Genomic DNA, 18,834 nt, shown 5'->3' with positions numbered 1-18,834 from the left:
AGCGATGACCACACAGACCACACCGTCCGAGTCCCCCGAGTCCCCCGGGACCCCGGAGACTTCGAGCACCCCTGCCGCCGCCCGCACCGGCCTCGTCGGCCTTCCGGCGTCGCTCGGCCGGGCCCTCGCCACCGGCGGCGGCGTCCTCACCATCGCGTCCACCTTCCTGTCCTGGACCTGGACCACCGATTTCCCCGGCGACCTCACCGTCTACGGCTACCCGGGCGGCCTCCAGGTCCTCGTCCTGATCGGCGGCGTCCTCACCACCCTGTTCGGCCTCGCCTCCTACGGCGTCAGGGGCCTTCGCGCACTGGCGCCCGGCAGCGCCGACGCCGCACTGAAGATGGCCGCGCTCGGCACCTTCGGCGCGGCCTGGTACACCGTCATCGCCATCAGCGTGGAACTCGGCGGCCTGGTCAACCTGGACCCGGGCGGCGTCGTCGTCGCGATCACCACGCTCGTCGCCCTGATCGGCGCGCTGGCCCTGCCGTTCACACGGCCGGAGCCGGACCCGGTCGACCCCGACGACACCGGCTGGGAGCTGTTCCGGCACAACGCCCGCCGGCGCTGGAGCACGTTCCGCGCGGCGTTCGCCGCCGAAACCCCGGCCCCGGCACGCCCGTTGCCCTCCTGGGCCGAGATCCTCGTCATCGTGGCCGTCATGGCCGTGGGTCTGACCGTCTTCAGCTACGGCGTCGGCACGGCGTACGACGAGCTGTTCGTCGGCTTCCTGATCACCGCCGGCTTCGGTTTCGCCGCGGTCTCCAAGGCCGGGCTCGTGGCCCGTGTCTCGGCGATCACCGCGAAGCACCGGAACATCACCATGATCGGCGCCTTCGTCGCCGCCGCGGCCTTCCCGTTCACCCAGACCAGCGACCAGTACGCGACGATCGGCGTCTACATCCTCATCTTCGCGACCGTCGCGCTGGGCCTGAACATCGTCGTCGGCCTCGCCGGCCTCCTCGACCTCGGTTACGTCGCCTTCCTCGGTGTCGGCGCCTACACCGCGGCCCTGGTCTCCGGTTCGCCGTCCTCGCCGCTGCACGTGCACTGGCCGTTCTGGGCCTCGGCGCTGCTCGGCGCGGTCGTGGCCATGGTCTTCGGCGTCATCATCGGCGCCCCGACCCTGCGGCTGCGCGGCGACTACCTGGCCATCGTGACGCTCGGCTTCGGTGAGATCTTCCGGATCACCGTCCTCAACATGGACGGCACCTCGGGCCCGGACGTCACCAACGGCTCCAACGGCATCTCCTCGATCCCGAACCTGAACATCCTCGGCTTCGACTTCGGCGCGCAGCACCAGATCCTCGGCACCACCATCGGCCGGTTCGCCAACTACCTGCTGCTGATGCTGATCATCACGCTCGTGGTGGTCGTGGTGTTCCGGCGCAGCAGCGACTCCCGGATCGGCCGCGCCTGGGTCGCCATCCGCGAGGACGAGACCGCCGCGCTCGCCATGGGCATCAACGGCTTCCGGGTCAAGCTCATCGCCTTCGCGCTCGGTGCCTGCCTGGCGGGGCTCTCCGGCTCCGTCCAGGGCCATGTCACCTACACGGTGACCCCGGAGCAGTACCAGTTCGCCTACGCCGTGCCGCCCAACTCGGCCTTCCTGCTGGCCGCGGTGGTCCTCGGCGGCATGGGCACCATCTCCGGTCCGCTGGTCGGCGCGTCCCTGCTGTACCTGATCCCGGCCAAGCTCCAGTTCCTGGGCGACTACCAGCTCTTCGCGTTCGGCGTCACCCTCATCCTGCTGATGCGCTTCCGCCCGGAGGGGCTCATCCCGAACCGGCGCCGCCAGCTGGAGTTCCACGAAGAGTCCGAGACGCCCGCCGTCCTCAGCAAGGCAGGGGCCTGACCACGATGACCACCGACACCACCACGAAGGACACCGCCCCCGGCGCACCCGCCCCCGGCCAGGTCGTCCTCGACGCCCGCGGCGTGACCATGCGCTTCGGCGGTCTGACCGCCGTACGCGATGTGGACCTGACCGTCAACAGCGGCGAGATCGTCGGCCTGATCGGCCCCAACGGTGCCGGGAAGACGACCTTCTTCAACTGCCTGACCGGCCTGTACGTGCCCACCGAGGGCGAGGTCCGCTACCGGGGCCAGGTGCTGCCGCCGAAGTCCTTCAAGGTCACCGCGGCCGGCATCGCCCGTACCTTCCAGAACATCCGGCTGTTCGCCAACATGACCGTGCTGGAGAACGTCCTCGTCGGCCGCCACACCCGTACCAAGGAGGGCCTGTGGTCCGCGCTGCTGCGCGGCCCGGGATTCCACCGCGCCGAGGCGGCCTCGCGCGAACGGGCCATGGAACTGCTCCGGTTCGTGGGCCTGGACCGCAAGGCCGAGCACCTCGCCCGCAACCTCCCCTACGGCGAGCAGCGCAAGCTGGAGATCGCCCGCGCCCTGGCCAGCGAGCCCGGTCTGCTGCTGCTCGACGAGCCGACGGCCGGCATGAACCCGCAGGAGACCCGGGCCACCGAGGAACTGGTCTTCGCCATCCGGGACCAGGGCATCGCCGTCCTCGTCATCGAGCACGACATGCGCTTCATCTTCAACCTCTGCGACCGGGTGGCCGTCCTGGTGCAGGGCGAGAAGCTGGTCGAGGGCGACAGCGCGACCGTCCAGGGCGACGAGCGCGTGATCGCGGCCTACCTCGGCGAACCCTTCGAGGACGCGCCCGGCGACGAGGAGGTGGCCGAGGTCGAGGCGGCGGAGGCGGCGGCCGAGACCGGGACTGCTGCGGCGGCCGAGCCCGCGGAAGCGGCCGCGGCGGACTCCGAGAACACGACCGACGCCGCGCCCGGCAAGGAGAACGACCGATGACCGCACTGCTCGAAGTCGAGGACCTGAGGGTCGCCTACGGCAAGATCGAGGCCGTCAAGGGCATCTCGTTCACGGTCGAGGCCGGTCAGGTGGTCACCCTCATCGGCACCAACGGCGCCGGCAAGACCACCACGCTGCGCACGCTCTCCGGGCTGCTGAGGCCGGTCGGCGGCCAGATCCGGTTCAACGGCAAGTCGTTGAAGAAGGTCCCGGCGCATCAGATCGTCGCGCTGGGCCTCGCCCACTCCCCCGAGGGGCGGCACATCTTCCCGCGCATGACGATCGAGGACAATCTGCGCCTCGGCGCGTTCCTGCGCAGCGACAAGCCGGGCGTCGAGAAGGACATCCAGCGCGCCTACGACCTGTTCCCCATCCTCGGGGAGCGCAGGAAGCAGGCCGCCGGCACCCTCTCCGGCGGTGAGCAGCAGATGCTGGCGATGGGCAGGGCGCTGATGTCCCAGCCGAAGCTGCTGATGCTGGACGAGCCGTCGATGGGTCTGTCGCCGATCATGATGCAGAAGATCATGGCGACGATCGCCGAGCTGAAGTCCCAGGGCACGACGATCCTGCTGGTCGAACAGAACGCGCAGGCCGCGCTGTCGCTGGCCGACCAGGGGCATGTGATGGAGGTCGGCACGATCGTGCTGTCCGGGACCGGACAGGACCTGCTGCATGACGAGTCGGTGCGCAAGGCCTATCTGGGCGAGGACTGACGAGGACCGACCAGGACGACGGCGAGGCCCGTGCCCTCTTCTCCGGGGCACGGGCCTCGTCGTACGGGCGGTGGGCTCAGCCCTTCTTGCCCGCCTTCTTCTCCTCGCTGTCCGCGATCACCGCCTCCGCGACCTGCTGCATCGACATGCGGCGGTCCATGGAGGTCTTCTGGATCCAGCGGAAGGCGGCCGGCTCGGTCAGGCCGTACTCGGTCTGGAGGATGGACTTCGCGCGGTCGACGAGCTTGCGGGTCTCCAGGCGCTGGGTGAGGTCGGCGACCTCCTGCTCCAGCTGCTTCAGCTCGGTGAAGCGGGAGACGGCCATCTCGATCGCCGGTACGACGTCGCTCTTGCTGAACGGCTTGACCAGGTACGCCATGGCACCGGCGTCCCGGGCGCGCTCCACGAGGTCGCGCTGGGAGAAGGCGGTGAGCATGAGGACCGGCGCGATGGACTCCTCGGCGATCTTCTCGGCCGCGGAGATGCCGTCCAGCTTGGGCATCTTCACGTCCAGGATGACCAGGTCCGGCCGGTGCTCGCGGGCCAGCTCGACGGCCTGCTCGCCGTCTCCGGCCTCGCCGACGACCGTGTACCCCTCTTCTTCGAGCATCTCCTTCAGGTCGAGCCGGATCAGGGCCTCGTCCTCGGCGATGACGACGCGGGTCGTCAGCGGAGGCACGTGCGACTTGTCGTCGTCGGGCGCGTCTACGGGCTGGGGCGACTCGGCGGTCACGGGGGCTCCTCGTTCAGGGCACGGGTACTGCTGACAAGAGCCTACCTAGCTACGGTATGGTGGACGCGCGGAGGGTCGGGGGAAACCTTGGATTCTGCGAGCCCCGGTAGCCCAATTGGCAGCAGGCAACGGATTCAAAACCCGTACAGTGTCGGTTCGAGTCCGACCCGGGGCACTTTTCCTTGGATCCCAAGGTCAGTGTAGAAAGACATGCAAGGCCCCTCGACCGAGGGGCCCTTTTCGTGTCACCCGTGACTACTTCGGGCTGTCGTCCTCACCGATGTGGTGGACCCGGACCATGTTGGTCGAGCCGGAGACCCCGGGCGGGGAGCCGGCCGTGATCACCACGACGTCGCCCTTGCGGCAGCGGCCGTACTTCAGGAGCAGCTCGTCCACCTGGTCGACCATGGCGTCCGTGGAGTCGACGTGCGGGCCGAGGAAGGTCTCCGCGCCCCAGGTGAAGCTGAGCTGGGAGCGGGTGGCCGGCTCCGGCGTGAACGCGAGCAGCGGGATCGGCGAGCGGTAGCGGGACAGCCGGCGGGCGGTGTCTCCCGACTGGGTGAACGCGACCAGGAACTTCGCGCCGAGGAAGTCGCCCATCTCGGCGGCGGCCCGGGCGACCGCGCCGCCCTGGGTACGCGGCTTGTTGCTCTCGGTCAGCGGGGGCAGGCCCGCCGCGAGCATGCCCTCCTCGGCGGCCTCCACGATCTTCGCCATGGTGCGCACGGTCTCGACCGGGTACCTGCCGACGCTGGTCTCGCCGGAGAGCATCACCGCGTCCGTGCCGTCGAGGACGGCGTTGGCCACGTCGGAGGCCTCGGCACGGGTCGGGCGGGAGTTCTCGATCATCGAGTCGAGCATCTGGGTGGCCACGATGACCGGCTTGGCGTTGCGCCGGGCGAGCTTGACCGCGCGCTTCTGCACGATCGGCACCTGCTCCAGCGGCATCTCCACGCCCAGGTCGCCGCGCGCGACCATGATCCCGTCGAAGGCGGCGACGATCTCGTCGAGGTTCTCGACGGCCTGCGGCTTCTCGACCTTGGCGATCACCGGGAGGCGGCGGCCCTCCTCGGCCATGATGCGGTGCACGTCCTCGGCGTCCCTGCCGCTGCGCACGAAGGACAGGGCGATGACGTCGACGCCGGCGCGCAGCGCCCAGCGCAGGTCGTCCTCGTCCTTCGCGGAGAGGGCGGGGACGGAGACGGCGACGCCGGGGAGGTTCAGCCCCTTGTGGTCGGAGACCATGCCGCCCTCGACCACCCGGGTGTGCACGCACGCTCCGTCGACGGCGGTGACCTCCAGGCAGACCTTGCCGTCGTCGACGAGGACGCGCTCACCGGGGGTGACGTCGGCGGCGAGGCCGGCGTAGGTGGTGCCGCACCGGTGGCGGTCGCCCGCGACGCCCTCCTCGACGGTGATGGTGAACTCGTCGCCGCGTTCAAGGAGTACGGGGCCTTCACCGAAGTGGCCGAGCCGGATCTTCGGACCTTGAAGGTCGGCGAGAATTCCGACGCTGCGGCCGGTCTCGTCGGCCGCCTTTCGTACGCGCTGATAGCGCTCCTCGTGATCGGCGTGCGTGCCGTGGCTGAGGTTGAGGCGGGCGACGTCCATTCCGGCCTCGACCAGTGCCTTGATCTGGTCGTACGAGTCGGTGGCGGGCCCCAGAGTACAGACGATCTTTGCTCGGCGCATACCTTGAGCCTAGGCCTTACCCGCCGGTAGAGAATCGGCCCCACATGACCACTCAACAACCTTTGAGTAAAGGGCCGTTGACAAGTGTTGAATTGTGCGGTCACTCGCTCCGATGAGCGAATTTCCCTGCGGGGCATCCGGCAGGGCTTCCGGAGCCTTCAGAGCCTCAGCAGGGACAGCTCGGCGGCCTCGGCGATCGCCTTCGCGCCGGCGTCGTTGACGTGCAGGCCGTCACCGCTGTCGAACTCCTCGCGGATCCGGTCGGGTTCGGCCGGGTCCGCGACGGCGGCGGCGACGTCCACGATGCCGTCGAAGGGGTGCTCCTGCCCCAGCAGCCAGGCGTTGACCTCGCGACGGACGGCCTGCCCGGCCTCGCTGTCGTAGCCGTCGTAGACCGTGCCGCGGTACGGGCCGATGGTGGAGCCGACGACGGTCAGCCCGGCGGCGTGCAGCCGGTCGGCGAGGGCCGTGAGCCCGGCGATGAGCGCGTCGGCCGTGGGCGGCTCGCCGGGGTCGGGGAAGGCGATGTGGCCCGGCAGGCCGAGGTCGTTGAGGCCGATGTGGATCAGGACGTGGCTCACGCCCGGCACCGCGAGGACGTCCCGGTCGACGCGGGCGAGGAGGCGCTCGCCGATCTGGTCGGTCAGCAGGCGGTTGCCGGAGATGCCCTGGTTGACGATCCAGCCGTGGGGCAGCCGGCGGCCGAGCTGGGAGGGGAAGCTGTTGTCGAGGCCGGGCGTGGTGGCCGCGCCCTCGATCCAGGAGTCCCCGAAGGCGACCACGATCTTGGTGCCCTCGGGCGCGCGGACGTCGGCGCCGATCCCGAAGTGTCCGGTGGGCACCTCCTCGGCATCCCGCAGGGTCCGCGCGGTCAGCTGGTCGCCGGGGGCCGCCCGGCCGATGTCGTACGGCACCGCGGAGAAGGTCGTCGGGCCGGTGTCACCGGGCAGATAGACGCCGACCGTGAGCACCTGGCCCGCGGTGACGGGCCGCTCGACGGGGTCGGAGACGAGGTCCCCGCCCGCCGGGACGGTGACGGCCCCGGTCCCGTCGAAGGTGAGCGGGGTGTCGATCCCGTCGCCCCGGACGTGCGCGCCGCCGATCTCCAGTGGCTTCTTGCCGTAACGGTTGCTGAGGATGATCCGTACCGCCTCGCCTCCCCCGGCCAGCCGCAGGGTCTGCCGTACGGTCTGATCGGTGAAGCCCCGGCTCTGGAAGAGCGCGAAGTCCTCGTCGGGGTCGATGACGGCGGTGCGGTGGGCGGCGATCCATGTCGTGGTCATGGAAACCGCCAACACCGCCGTCGCTGGGATTCTTCCGGCCTCGCGAGGTCCTCACCTTCCGTCGGCGAGGGGCGTCAGCTGCAGGACGGCCTGCCGGGCCTGCGGCACCCGTGGCAGACCGTCCTGAAGTCCGAAGGTGGTGAAGGCCGTTCGCTCGGCCAGCGGGTAAGGGTTCTTTCCGGTGAGCGAGTTGATGATGGTGGCGCTGCGCCAGGCGGCGAGGCCGAGGTCGGGCGCGCCGACGCCGTGGGTGTGCAGCTCGGCGTTCTGGACGTAGACCGAGCCGGTCACGGACGGGTCGAGGACGAGCCGGAACTCCTCGTCGATGCGCGGGCGTTCGCTGCTGTCGCGGCGCATGTAGGGGTCGAGTCCGGCGAGGATGCGGTCGAGCGGGCGCTCCCGGTAGCCGGTGGCGAGGACGACGGCGCCGGTGGTGAGCCGGGTGCGGGTGCCCTGCTGGAGGTGTTCCAGATGGAGTTCGACCTGGGTGGTCGCGATCCGGCCGGCCGTGCGGACCCGGACGCCGGGGGTGAGGACGGCGTCGGGCCAGCCGCCGTGCAGGGTGCGCCGGTACAGCTCGTCGTGGATGGCGGCGAGGGTGCCCGCGTCGATGCCCTTGTGCAGCTGCCACTGGGCGGCGATCAGCCGGTCGCGGACGGGCTCGGCGAGGGCGTGGAAGTAGCGCGTGTAGTCGGGCGTGAAGTGCTCCAGGCCCAGCTTGGAGTACTCCATCGGCGCGAACGCCTCGCTGCGGCCGATCCAGTGCAGCTGCTCGCGGCCCGCCGGGCGGTGGCGCAGCAGGTCGAGGAAGACCTCGGCGCCGGACTGTCCGGAGCCGACGACGGTGACGTGTTCGGCGGCCAGGACGGCGGCGCGGTGGTCCAGGTAGTCGGCGGCGTGGACGACCGGCACCCCCGGGGCGTCCACCAGCGGCTTGAGCGGGTCGGGCACATGGGGTGCGGTGCCGACTCCGAGGACGATGTTGCGCGTGTACGTACGGCCCAGGGCCTCGGCCTCGCCCTCGGCGCCCACCTGGGCGAAGTCGACCTCGAACACGTCCCGTTCGGGGTTCCAGCGCACCGAGTCGACCTGGTGACGGAAGTGCAGCCCGGGCAGGTTCTGCGCGACCCAGCGGCAGTAGGCGTCGTACTCGGCGCGCTGGATGTGGAAGCGCTCGGCGAAGTAGAAGGGGAAGAGCCGCTCGCGTGACCGCAGGAAGCTCAGGAAGCTCCAGGGGCTGGTGGGGTCGGCGAGGGTCACCAGGTCGGCGAGGAACGGGACTTGGATGGTGGCGCCCTCGATGAGCAGGCCGGGGTGCCAGTCGAAGCCCGGGCGCTGTTCGTAGAACACGGCGTCGAGTCCGGCGAGCGGGTGGGCGAGCGCGGCCAGGGAGAGGTTGCAGGGGCCGATGCCGATGCCGACGAGGTCGCGGGGGGAGGCGGGCTCGTGGCGTGGGGGGTTGCTCATGCGGGGGTGCCTTCTTCTGCGGGTTCCGTCCGACCGGCTTCTGCGGGGTTCACCGGCCGGGTGTGTGTGAGTTCCAGCAGCCGGGTCAGGTCGTCCGGCCGGGTGCGGGGGTTGAGGAAGGTGGCCTTGAGCCAGAGCCGGCCGTCGAGCCGGGCCCGCCCGAGGACGGCCCGGCCCTCGTGCAGCAGGCGCCGGCGTACGGCGGCCACGGCGTCGTCGTCGGCTCCCGCCGGCCGGAACAGCACCGTGCTGATCGCCGGCCGGTCGTACAGCTCGAAGCCGGGGTGCGCGTCGACCAGGGCGGCGAACGCGCGTGCGTGGGCGCAGACCTGGTCGACCAGGTCGCCGAGTCCGGTGCGGCCGAGGGTCTTCAGGGTGACCGCGATCTTGAGGATGTCGGGGCGGCGCGTGGTGCGCAGGGAGCGGCCGAGCAGGTCGGGGAAGCCTGCCTCGGTGTCGTCGTCGGCGTTCAGGTAGTCGGCGCGTTGGTGCAGCGCGGCGAGTTCGGCGGGGCGGGCGAGGGCGAGGAGGCCCGCGGCGACCGGCTGCCAGCCGAGCTTGTGCAGGTCGAGGGTGACGGTCTGGGCGGCTTCGAGTCCGGCGAGTCGGTCCCGGTACCGGTCGCTGAACAGCAGGCCTCCGCCGTAGGCAGCGTCGATGTGCAGCCGGGTGCCGTGGGCGGCACACAGGCCCGCGATCTCGGGGAGCGGGTCGATGAGGCCGGCGTCGGTGGTGCCGGCGGTGGCGGCGACCAGCAGCGGACCGGGGAGCGTGGTGAGGGCGTCGTCCAGGGCGGCCGGGTCGAGGATGCCGCTCGGCGCGGGGACGACGACCGGATCGGGCAGGCCGAGGAGCCAGGCGGCACGGGCGAGCGAGTGGTGGGCGTTCGTCCCGCAGACCAGCCGGACGCCGGCGCCGTGCGCCTCGCGGGCGAGCAGCAGGGCGAGTTGGTTGGACTCGGTGCCGCCGGTGGTGACCAGGGCGTCGGCGAGCCCGGCCGCGTGGGCGAGCGCGCGGGTGACCGCGGCTTCCAGGACGGAGGCGGCCGGGGCCTGGTCCCAGGAGTCCAGGGACGGGTTGAGCACGCTCGCCGCGAGGTCGGCGGCGGTGGCCACGGCGAGCGGCGGGCAGTGCAGGTGGGCCGCGCACAGCGGGTCGGCGGGGTCGGCGGCACCCTCGGCGAGGGCCTGCACGAGCGTGCGCAGGGCGTCGGGGTCACCGCGTTCCGGCAGCGCGTCCCCGAGCACGTCGGCGACGCGCGCCGCGACCGCCTCGGGTCCCCCGGCGGGCACCGGCCCGCCCCGCGCCCGGGCACCGGCCGCGAGCGCGTCGAGGACGGTGCCGAGCAGGGGGCGCAGGGCTGCGGGGCCGTCGGGTCTCCCGGATCCCGAGGCGAGGGCCGGGGCGGGCAGAGGGTGGTCACCGGGCATCGGCTGTCCTCCGCTTTCGGGCGCTCTCGGGCCGGCCTTCGCTTTCCAGCTTGTACGGGAAGTGGCCCGTGTGTCCCGAAATACCGACGATCAGAACCCGAAAGTGGGTACTGCCGTGCGGGGAAAATGCGTTGGGATTATGCCTGCGGAGTCATGCCCGCCCGCGCGTTGAGGCGGAGGGCGCGGCCGACGTTGCCGGCCGCTCCCGTCACTACGATCACGCTGCTGCCTCTACGCCCCCTGGGCCTCCCGCGTCTCGTGCGGCTCCCCCGGTGTCTCCTGCCCGCCGCGCACGCGCAGGGCGCGGGAGAGGTCGTCGAGGCGGTCGGCGAGGGTCCGGCGCAGGGCCGGGGTGGGATCGGCGTCGCGCAGACAGGCCTGGCCGAGGGCCACGTTCTCGGCGTCGACGGCGTGCACCGGGAAGGCCCAGCGGGCGGCGGCCTGCGCGATGGCGGGGCCGCGGCGGGCGCTGACGGCGACCGCGTCCGGGTAGAAGCGCGGCACGTACTCCCGTACCAGATCGGCCTGTTCGGGCTGCCAGAAGCCCTGTGCGGTGGCCGTGAAGAGGTAGTTGGACAGGTCGTCGCCCGTGAACATGGCCTCCCAGGCCGCGCGCTTGGCCTCCGGGTCCGGCAGGGCCGCGCGGCAGCGGGCGGCGCCCTCGCGGCCGGTGGCGCTCGGGTCGCGCTCCAGCTCGGCGGCGATCGTGGCCTCGTCGGTGGCGCCGAGGACGGCGAGCCGGGCGAGTATGCGCCAGCGCAGCTCCGGGTCGATCTCCGGCCCGCCGGGCACCGTGCCGTCGGCGAGCCAGGCGGCGATGGTGTCGGGGTGGGCGGCGACGCCGATCAGGTGCCGCACGGCGATCAGGCGCAGGCCGGGGTGGTCGCCGTCCTCGGTGCGGCGCAGCAGGTCGCGGCAGAGGGAGGTGAGGGTGGACAGGGCCGCCGGGCGTTCCCGCGCGCTCAGGTACTGGTCGGCGATCTGACCGGAGGAGAAGGCGAGGACGCCCTGGACGATCGCCAGATCGGTCTCGCGCGGCAGGTGGGCGCGGGCCGTCTCCAGGTAGGCGGCGGGCGGCAGTTCGCCGTCGCGCACGGCGTCCCGCAGGGCGTTCCAGACGACCGCGCGGGTGAGCGGGTCGGGCAGGCCGGACAGTCCGGCGCGCAGCGCCTCGAAGGAGTCGGCGTCGAAGCGGACCTTGGCGTAGGTGAGGTCGCCGTCGTTGAGCAGGAGCAGCGCGGGGCGCCTGCCGAGGGGCTGTGGGTCGCTCTGCGGGACGTCGAGCTCGCGGCGCTCTCGCAGCACCAGGTGCCCTTCGTCGGCGACGTCGCGGTCGTACAGGCCGGCGGTGAGGCGGTGCGGGCGGCTGCCCGTGCGGTCGACGGCCAGGGTGAAGGTGCTGTCGGCGGAGGCGATCCGGGGGGTGAGCGTGTCGACGCCGGTGGTGCGCAGCCAGCTGTCGGCCCAGCCGGGCACGTCCCGGTCGGTGGCGGAGGCGAGGGAGTCGATGAAGTCGGCGAGGGTGGCGTTGCCGAACTTGTGCCGCGCGAAGTGGGTGTTGATGCCGGCGAGGAAGTCCTTCTCGCCGAGCCAGACAGCCAGTTGGCGCAGCGCGGAGGCGCCCTTGGCGTAGGAGATGCCGTCGAAGTTGAGCAGCGCGGAGGCGGTGTCGTCGACGTTCTCGGGGGCGACCGGGTGGGTGGTGGGGCGCTGGTCGGCGTCGTAGCCCCAGGCCTTGCGGGTGACGGCGAACTCGGTCCAGGGGTCGGTGAAGCGGGTGGCCTCGGCGATGGTCTGGTAGCCCATGTACTCGGCGAAGGACTCGTTCAGCCAGATGTCGTCCCACCACTTGAGGGTGACGAGGTCGCCGAACCACATGTGGGCCATCTCGTGCGCGATGACCATGGCGCGGGTCTGCCGCTCGGTGTCGGTGACGGCGGAGCGGTAGACGAACTCGTCGCGGAAGGTGACCAGGCCCGGGTTCTCCATGGCGCCCGCGTTGAACTCGGGGACGAACGCCTGGTCGTAGGAGTCGAAGGGGTACGGCTCCTCGAACTCCTCGTGGTAGCGGTCGAAGCACGCACGCGTGACCTCGAAGATCTCGTCGGCGTCGGTGTCGAGGTACGGCGCGAGGGAGCGGCGGCAGTGGATGCCGAAGGGCAGCCCGCGGTGCTCGGTGCGCACCGAGTGCCAGGGGCCGGCGGCGACGGCGACGAGGTAGGTCGAGATCAGCGGGGTGGGCGCGGCCTCCCAGACCCCGTCGGCGCGCTGCTCGGTGACGCCGTTGGCGAGGACGGTCCACCTCTCGGGCGCCCTGACGGAGACCTCGAAGACGGCCTTCAGGTCGGGCTGGTCGAAGGCGGCGAAGACACGCTGGACGTCGTCCATGAACATCTGCGTGTAGACGTACGCCTCGCCGTCGCTGGGGTCGGTGAAGCGGTGCATGCCCTCGCCGGTGCGGGAGTAGCGCATGGCCGTGTCGACACGCAGTTCGTGCTCGCCCGCGGTGAGGTTCTCCAGCGGCAGCCGGCCGTCGGCGAGCGACTCCGGGTCGAGGGGCTGTCCGTCGAGCGTGACCGTGCGCAGCTCCGCGGGCTTCAGCTCGACGAACGTGTCCCCGGCGGACCGCGCGGTGAAGCGGATCACGGTGCGGGAGTCGAAGGTCTCGTCCCCGGTCGTCAGGTCCAGCTCGACCGTGTAGCGGTGGACGTCGAGGAGCTGTGCTCGGAGCTGCGCTTCGTCGCGCGTGAGTACGGACATGCAGGCCATGCTGCCCGATGGCACTGACAGCGGACAGGGGGTGGACTGGTTCGCCGCATATGTCCGGAACGTCGACCGGGCCCGTTCCGATCGCCGGAGCGCCCCGCGCCCGCTCCGCCCCTACCCCGCGCCCTCCTCCGGGTCAGTCCTCCGCGGGCTGGGCGTTGGCGGTGTCCTCGGCGATGCGCTCGTGGTGGCGGATGACCTCGGCGATGATGAAGTTCAGGAACTTCTCGGCGAAGGCCGGGTCGAGCTTGGCGTTCTCGGCGAGCCGGCGCAGCCGCTCGATCTGGCGGGACTCACGGCCCGGGTCGGCGGGCGGCAGCTGGTGCACGGCCTTGAGCCGGCCGACCTGCTGGGTGGCCTTGAACCGCTCGGCGAGCAGGTGGACGACGGCCGCGTCGATGTTGTCGATGCTGTCGCGCAGCCGCTCCAGTTCCAGGCGGACCTCGGGCTGCATGTCACCGGTGCCGGTGTTGCTGGTGGTCATGGCCGTCAACCCTATGCGGTTGGCGGCCCACGTCTACGGGGTGTCCGGAGAGTGGATCATCGGGGGGTCGGCGGGGTCCGGCACCCGGTCGCTCCAGCCGCCGGGGACGGCACGGCCCTGCTGGGCCCGGAAGCGGACGGGGGCGAGGCCCACACGGCGCGTGAAGAGCCGGGAGAAGTAGGCGGGGTCGTCGTAGCCCACGCGGCGTGCGACGGCCGCGACGGGCAGCTCGGTGGCGGCGAGGAGTTCCTTGGCGCGGGCGAGGCGGATGCCGAGCAGGTAGTCCTTGGGGCTGCACCCGGCGGCCCGGCGGACGGCGCCGCGCAGCTCGGCGGGGGTCATGCCGTGCACGCGCGCGTGGTCGGCGACGCTCATCGGGGTGCAGGCGTCCCGGGCGAGGGCCTCCAGCACCTGGTCGCCGTCCGGGGCGAGGTCGGCGCGGGCCCGGCGCAGGGCGACGAGGAGTTCGTGCACGGCGGCGCCGGTCTCCACCTCCAGCAGGGGGTTGCCCCGGCGGGCGGCGCGGACGATGCGGGCGACCACCGCGCGGGGCCCGGAGGCGTCGGAGAGCGGTACGACGGGCCGCTCGGGCTCGATGTAGCCGAGCTCGGTGTACGTCGCGGCGGCGGGCCCGGTGAAGTCGACGAAGCCCTCGTCCCAGCCGGTGCCCGGGTCGGGCGCGTAGTGGTGGGGCACGCCGGGCGTGAGCCAGAGCAGCGCGGGCGCGGTGACGGCCGTACGGCGGCCGTCGGCGGCCCGGTACCAGCCGCCGCCCGAGCTGATCACGACGGCCACGTGGTGGTCGAGGGTGCGCGGGCCGACCGTGGGCAGCGCGCCGTGCTGGAGGCCGACGCCGAGACAGACCAGACCGAGGCGGTGGTGGGCGGGAGCAGGGCTGAAGAACCGCATCCAGGTCTGGTACATCGGCGCTCCTCCCGGCGTCGGCCACCACGGATTCCCGCCGAGCGGCGTTTTGTCCAAGCACCGCCGATCTTCGTCCATGGCGTGGCGCTCCGCCAGGGGCGAGGCTGGGCGGCATGAGCGAGTTCACGGTGGGGGAAAGCGATTTCCTGCTGGACGGGCGACCGGTACGGCTGCTGTCCGGGGCCCTGCACTACTTCCGGGTGCACGAGGCGCAGTGGCGGCACCGGCTCGCGATGCTGCGGGCGATGGGCCTGAACTGCGTGGAGACGTACGTCCCGTGGAATCTGCACCAGCCGCGCCCCGGCACGTTCCGGGACGTGCAGGCGCTCGGCCGGTTCCTCGACGCGGCCCGGGACGAGGGCCTGTGGGCGATCGTGCGGCCCGGCCCCTACATCTGCGCCGAGTGGGAGAACGGCGGCCTGCCGGCGTGGCTGACACATGAGGTGGGCACACGCGCGCGTACGCGCGACGAACGGTATCTGTCGCATGTACGCGCCTGGTTCCGCCGTCTGCTGCCCGAGATCGTGCCCCGGCAGCTGGACCGCGGCGGCCCGGTGCTCATGGTGCAGGTCGAGAACGAGTACGGCAGCTACGGCAGCGACACCGGCCATCTGGGCGAGCTGGCCGACCTGCTGCGTGCGGAAGGGGTCACGGTCCCGCTGTTCACCTCGGACGGGCCGGAGGACCACATGCTGACCGGGGGTTCGCTGCCCGGGGTGCTCGCCACGGTGAACTTCGGCTCGCACGCGCGCGTGGCCTTCGAGACGCTGCGCCGCCACCGCCCCGAGGGCCCGCTGATGTGCATGGAGTTCTGGTGCGGCTGGTTCGACCACTGGTCCGGCGAGCACGTCGTACGCGACCCCGACGAGGCCGCGGGGGCGCTGCGGGAGATCCTCGACGCGGGGGCCTCGGTGAACCTGTACATGGCGCACGGCGGCACGAGTTTCGGGGGCTGGGCCGGCGCCAACCGGGGCGGCGGCGCGCTGCACGAGGGCCCGCTGGAGCCGGACGTGACGTCGTACGACTACGACGCCCCGGTCGACGAACAGGGCCGCCCCACCGCGAAGTTCTGGGCGTTCCGCGAGGTCCTCGCCGCGTACGGCTCCGGCCCGCTGCCCGAACTTCCGCCGCGGCCACCCGTGTTGGAGTCACCGTCCGAGGCGTCACTCACCGCCTGGGCAGGGCTGGACGCCGTACTGGAGACGCTGGGCGGCGAGGAGCGTACGACGCCCGTGCCGCCGTCCTTCGAGGAGCTGGGGGTCACCCGGGGGCTGGTGCGCTACGTGGTGGAGGTGCCGGGGCCGCGGCAGCCGTACCCGCTCGGCGTGCGCGGGCTGCGGGATCTGGCGGTGGTGTACGTCGACGGGGCGCGGGCCGGGGTGCTCACCGAGGAGGAGCCGGTCCTGAAGGAGCCCGTCGCGGGCCCCGCGCGCGTGGAGCTGTGGGTGGAGTCCCTGGGCCGGGTGAACTACGGGCCCCGGCTCGGCGAGGCGAAGGGCGTCACCGGGGGCATCGTGCACGAGCGGCAGTTCCTGCACGGGGTACGCGCGCGTGGGCTGGATCTGGACGCCTTCGACGCCGGCGTGGACGCGGTGCCGTTCGGCCCGCCGCCACAGGAGGGCGCCCCGGGCCTGTACCGGGGCACGCTCACGGTGCGCGGGGCCGGGGACGCCCGGCTGGAGCTGCCCGGCTGGACGCGCGGTTTCGTCTGGATCAACGGCTTCGGGCTCGGCCGCTACTGGTCGGCGGGCCCCCAGCGGTCCCTGCACGTCCCCGGTCCGGTGCTGCGGGAGGGCGACAACGAGCTGTGGGTGCTGGAGCTGGAGGAGAGCCCCCCGGCCCGGCGGGCGCCCCGCCTGTGCCCCGTATGACCGGCGGCCCGCCGCGCCTAGAGTGGAGAGGAGTTCCGGCGTCATTGGGGGTGCGGACGTGGCGAACGGCGGACCCGTCGAGCACGGCTATCCGCACCTGGAGACGGTGCGGGCCGCCGTCAACGCGCTGTACAGGCGGTTGTCCTACGACACCGTCCAGACGTTCTCGACCAGTCTGGCCCCCGCCGACGTGGCCTTCTGCGACACCGACGACCTGCACCTGGGCGCTCAGCGCGTGGCCCACGAGATCGTGCGGCACTTCCGGCTGCCGGACGCGCGGCTGATCGTCGGCTTCCGGGAGATGACCCACGCGGCGAACGTCGAACTGGCGGCGGGTCCCGAGTACTTCGTCGAGCTGAACGACCGTTTCCGCACACATCGCCGGGACATCGGCGCCGCCCTCGCGCACGAGGTGGCGCACGTCTATCTGCACCGCCTGGACCTCTCCTTCCCGACCACGGCGGAGAACGAGATCCTCACGGACACGGTGACGACCTACCTGGGCGCGGGCTGGCTGCTGCTGGACGCCTACCGGGAGGACGCGGTCTCCTCGCAGAAGCTCGGCTATCTCACCCCCGAGGAGTTCGGCTACGTCCTGGCCAAGCGGGCGCTGCTGTTCCAGGAGGACCCGTCGGTGTGGTTCACCAGTCCGCAGGCCTACACCGCCTACACCAAGGGCATGGCCCAGGCCCGCCGGGACGAGCAGCAGCCACCGCTGACCGGCGCGGGCTGGGCGGGCCGGCGCCGCTACGCCCACGACCGCCGGCACGCGCCCTCCACCGCGCCGGGCGCCTCCTACGCCTTCACCCCCGACCCCGCCGGCCACCTCCGCGTCAGCTTCCCCTGCCCCACCTGCCACCAGCGGATCCGGGTGCCGGTGAAAGGGCGCGTCCGCGCGCGGTGCGGGGTGTGCCGGACGGTGCTGGAGTGCGACACGTAGCCCGTCTCCCGCCGGTGGGCCGGAGCCCCGAGGGGTTCAGGCGCCGTACACCGGCCCCGGTTCCTTCGCCGCCGCCAGGAGTTCGCGCGCCGTCTCGCCCGCCTCGGCCGGGGTCCGGCGTGCTCCCTTGTCGGCGGTGGGGCCCGGCCGCCAGCCCTCCATGACCGTGATCCGGCCGCCCTCCGCCTCGAACACCCGGCCCGTCACGCCCTCGCTCGCGGCCGAGCCCAGCCAGACCACGAGCGGCGAGACGTTCCCGGGCGCCATGACGTCGAAACCGGTCGCCGGAGCCGCCATCGTCTCCGCGAAGGTGCGCTGCGTCATACGGGTGCGGGCGGCTGGCGCGACGGCGTTGACCTGGACGCCGTAGCGGGCCAGCTCGGCGGCCGCGACCAGGGTCAGGCCGACGATCCCGGCCTTGGCCGCGCTGTAGTTGCCCTGTCCGACCGAGCCCAGCAGTCCGGCGCCGCTGCTGGTGTGGACGACCCGGGCCACCGGCGTGCGCCCGGTCTTGGCCTCGGCCCGCCAGTGCGCGGCGGCGTGTCTCAGCGGCAGGAAGTGCCCCTTGAGGTGGACGCGGATCACGGCGTCCCAGTCGTCCTCGTCGAGATTGACGAGCATCCGGTCGCGCAGGAAACCGGCGTTGCTGACGAGCGTGTCGAGCCGGCCGTACGCCTCCAGTGCCGTCCGGACCAGCGACGCGGCGCCCTCGGCCGTGGCGATGTCGCCGCCGTGCGCCACCGCCTCGCCGCCGGCGGCCCGGATCTCGGCGACGACGGTCTCGGCCGGGCTCTTCGCGTCGCGGGCTCCGTCCAGTCCGACCCCCAGATCGTTGACGACCACCCGAGCCCCCTCGGCCGCGAAGGCGAGGGCGTGGGCACGGCCGAGACCGCGGCCGGCGCCGGTGACGACGACGACCCGGCCGTCGCAGAGTGCGCTCATCTCACATCTCCCGGTTGACGGTTGGCTGTTGTGGCGTTCAGGAAGGCGGGCCGCTCCCCGCCGCCGTGCACGTGCAGGCTCGCTCCGCTGATGTAGGCGGCCGCGTCGGAGGCGAGGAAGACCGCCGCGCCGCCGACGTCGGCGGGGGCTGCGAGCCGGCCGAGCGGGACGGTGCGGGAGACGGCGTCGACGCCGTCCGGGCCGCCGTAGTGCAGATGTGCCAGTTCGGTGCGGACCATGCCGACCACGAGCGTGTTGACGCGGACCTCGGGCGCCCACTCCACGGCCATGGAGGCGGCCAGGTTCGCCAGGCCCGCCTTGGCGGCGCCGTACGCGGCCGAGCCAGGCGAGGGCCGGGTGCCGCTGACGCTGCCGACCATGACGACCGAGCCCCGGCTGCGCCGCAGGTGCTCGTACGCGGCGAGGGACGCGGTCAGCGGGGCGATCAGGTTCAGCTCGACGACCCTGGCGTGCCGCTCGGCGTCGGCGTCGGCCAGCAGCCGGTACGGGGTGCCTCCGGCGTTGTTGACGAGCACGTCCAGCCGGGGCAGCCCGGCGAAGAAGTCCCGTACGGCAGGGGGATCGCGCAGATCGAGGGGGGCGAACTCCACGCCGTCGACGGGGAGTTCGGGCGGACGGCGGGCGCAGGCCAGGACACGGGCTCCGGCCTCGGCAAAGGCCCGCGCTATCCCGGCGCCGACGCCCCGGGTGCCGCCGGTGACCACCACGGTGGTGGCGCGCGATGCGTTGCCCACAGGGCGCG

General features: G+C 72.4%; 15 protein-coding genes and 1 tRNA gene. 6 read left to right on the top strand and 10 right to left on the bottom strand.

Going from position 1 to position 18,834, the window contains the following annotated elements; genetic code table 11:
- The first annotated feature begins 4 nt into the window (after positions 1 to 4).
- From ACFC8N_RS27640 to ACFC8N_RS27630, 3 genes are read left to right on the top strand one after another with little or no spacing between them, the layout of a single operon-like run.
- The gene (locus ACFC8N_RS27640; RefSeq protein WP_356021177.1) at positions 5 to 1,855 is read left to right on the top strand and encodes a branched-chain amino acid ABC transporter permease; all 1,851 of its coding nucleotides are present in this window, start codon (positions 5 to 7) and stop codon (positions 1,853 to 1,855) included.
- 5 nt (positions 1,856 to 1,860) lie between these two features.
- A complete protein-coding gene (locus tag ACFC8N_RS27635) occupies positions 1,861 to 2,826 on the top strand; it encodes an ABC transporter ATP-binding protein (protein ID WP_356021175.1) in 966 nt (321 codons plus the stop codon).
- Positions 2,823 to 3,539 (top strand): ABC transporter ATP-binding protein, encoded by a 717-nt coding sequence (locus tag ACFC8N_RS27630; RefSeq protein WP_356021174.1) that lies wholly within the window; start codon positions 2,823 to 2,825, stop codon positions 3,537 to 3,539. The genes ACFC8N_RS27635 and ACFC8N_RS27630 overlap by 4 nt, the downstream gene beginning before the upstream one ends.
- A gap of 76 nt (positions 3,540 to 3,615) precedes the next feature.
- On the opposite strand, the gene ACFC8N_RS27625 is transcribed toward ACFC8N_RS27630, so the two are convergent.
- Entirely contained in the window at positions 3,616 to 4,272 is a 657-nt protein-coding gene (locus ACFC8N_RS27625; RefSeq protein ID WP_356021172.1) for a response regulator, read from the bottom strand.
- Between the two features lie 100 nt (positions 4,273 to 4,372).
- Here ACFC8N_RS27625 and ACFC8N_RS27620 point away from each other — a divergent pair.
- A tRNA-Leu gene (locus ACFC8N_RS27620) sits at positions 4,373 to 4,447 on the top strand.
- An 80-nt stretch (positions 4,448 to 4,527) separates the two neighbouring features.
- On the opposite strand, the gene pyk is transcribed toward ACFC8N_RS27620, so the two are convergent.
- From pyk to ACFC8N_RS27585, 7 genes are all read right to left on the bottom strand, one after another.
- Positions 4,528 to 5,964 carry a pyruvate kinase gene (pyk, locus tag ACFC8N_RS27615; protein WP_356021169.1) on the bottom strand — a complete coding sequence of 479 codons (1,437 nt, stop codon included), beginning with the start codon at positions 5,962 to 5,964 and terminating at the stop codon, positions 4,528 to 4,530.
- Positions 5,965 to 6,122: 158 nt separating this feature from the next.
- Positions 6,123 to 7,247 (bottom strand): GDSL-type esterase/lipase family protein, encoded by a 1,125-nt coding sequence (locus ACFC8N_RS27610; RefSeq protein ID WP_356021167.1) that lies wholly within the window; start codon positions 7,245 to 7,247, stop codon positions 6,123 to 6,125.
- A gap of 51 nt (positions 7,248 to 7,298) precedes the next feature.
- Positions 7,299 to 8,714: a SidA/IucD/PvdA family monooxygenase gene (locus ACFC8N_RS27605; RefSeq protein ID WP_362819156.1), complete on the bottom strand. Its 1,416-nt coding sequence runs from the start codon at positions 8,712 to 8,714 to the stop codon at positions 7,299 to 7,301.
- Entirely contained in the window at positions 8,711 to 10,144 is a 1,434-nt protein-coding gene (locus ACFC8N_RS27600) for a pyridoxal phosphate-dependent decarboxylase family protein (RefSeq protein WP_376290721.1), read from the bottom strand. The genes ACFC8N_RS27605 and ACFC8N_RS27600 overlap by 4 nt, the downstream gene beginning before the upstream one ends.
- Positions 10,145 to 10,375: 231 nt before the next feature.
- Positions 10,376 to 12,904 carry an aminopeptidase N gene (gene pepN / locus ACFC8N_RS27595; protein ID WP_376290718.1) on the bottom strand — a complete coding sequence of 843 codons (2,529 nt, stop codon included), beginning with the start codon at positions 12,902 to 12,904 and terminating at the stop codon, positions 10,376 to 10,378.
- Between the two features lie 142 nt (positions 12,905 to 13,046).
- Positions 13,047 to 13,394: a chorismate mutase gene (locus ACFC8N_RS27590; RefSeq protein ID WP_356021158.1), complete on the bottom strand. Its 348-nt coding sequence runs from the start codon at positions 13,392 to 13,394 to the stop codon at positions 13,047 to 13,049.
- Between the two features lie 33 nt (positions 13,395 to 13,427).
- A complete protein-coding gene (locus tag ACFC8N_RS27585) occupies positions 13,428 to 14,318 on the bottom strand; it encodes a helix-turn-helix domain-containing protein (RefSeq protein ID WP_376290716.1) in 891 nt (296 codons plus the stop codon).
- A 113-nt stretch (positions 14,319 to 14,431) separates the two neighbouring features.
- Between ACFC8N_RS27585 and ACFC8N_RS27580 the strand changes: the two genes are divergently transcribed.
- Positions 14,432 to 16,189, top strand: a complete 1,758-nt coding sequence (locus tag ACFC8N_RS27580; protein WP_376290714.1) for a beta-galactosidase family protein — start codon at positions 14,432 to 14,434, stop codon at positions 16,187 to 16,189.
- A gap of 58 nt (positions 16,190 to 16,247) precedes the next feature.
- Positions 16,248 to 17,129: a hypothetical protein gene (locus ACFC8N_RS27575; protein WP_356021152.1), complete on the top strand. Its 882-nt coding sequence runs from the start codon at positions 16,248 to 16,250 to the stop codon at positions 17,127 to 17,129.
- Positions 17,130 to 17,165: 36 nt separating this feature from the next.
- On the opposite strand, the gene ACFC8N_RS27570 is transcribed toward ACFC8N_RS27575, so the two are convergent.
- Together ACFC8N_RS27570 and ACFC8N_RS27565 are read right to left on the bottom strand one after the other, a co-directional pair.
- Entirely contained in the window at positions 17,166 to 18,071 is a 906-nt protein-coding gene (locus tag ACFC8N_RS27570) for an SDR family oxidoreductase (RefSeq protein WP_376290711.1), read from the bottom strand.
- On the bottom strand, positions 18,068 to 18,826 hold the full coding sequence (locus ACFC8N_RS27565; RefSeq protein WP_356021149.1) for an SDR family oxidoreductase: 759 nt from the start codon (positions 18,824 to 18,826) through the stop codon (positions 18,068 to 18,070). Before ACFC8N_RS27565 ends, ACFC8N_RS27570 begins: the two co-directional genes overlap by 4 nt.
- Positions 18,827 to 18,834 lie beyond the last annotated feature (8 nt).

It is taken from the genome of Streptomyces sp. NPDC055966, from assembly GCF_042269865.1.
GTDB lineage: Bacteria > Actinomycetota > Actinomycetes > Streptomycetales > Streptomycetaceae > Streptomyces.
The sequence above is the reverse complement of the archived record's forward strand: the minus strand, read 5'-3'. Positions and strand labels throughout refer to the sequence as shown.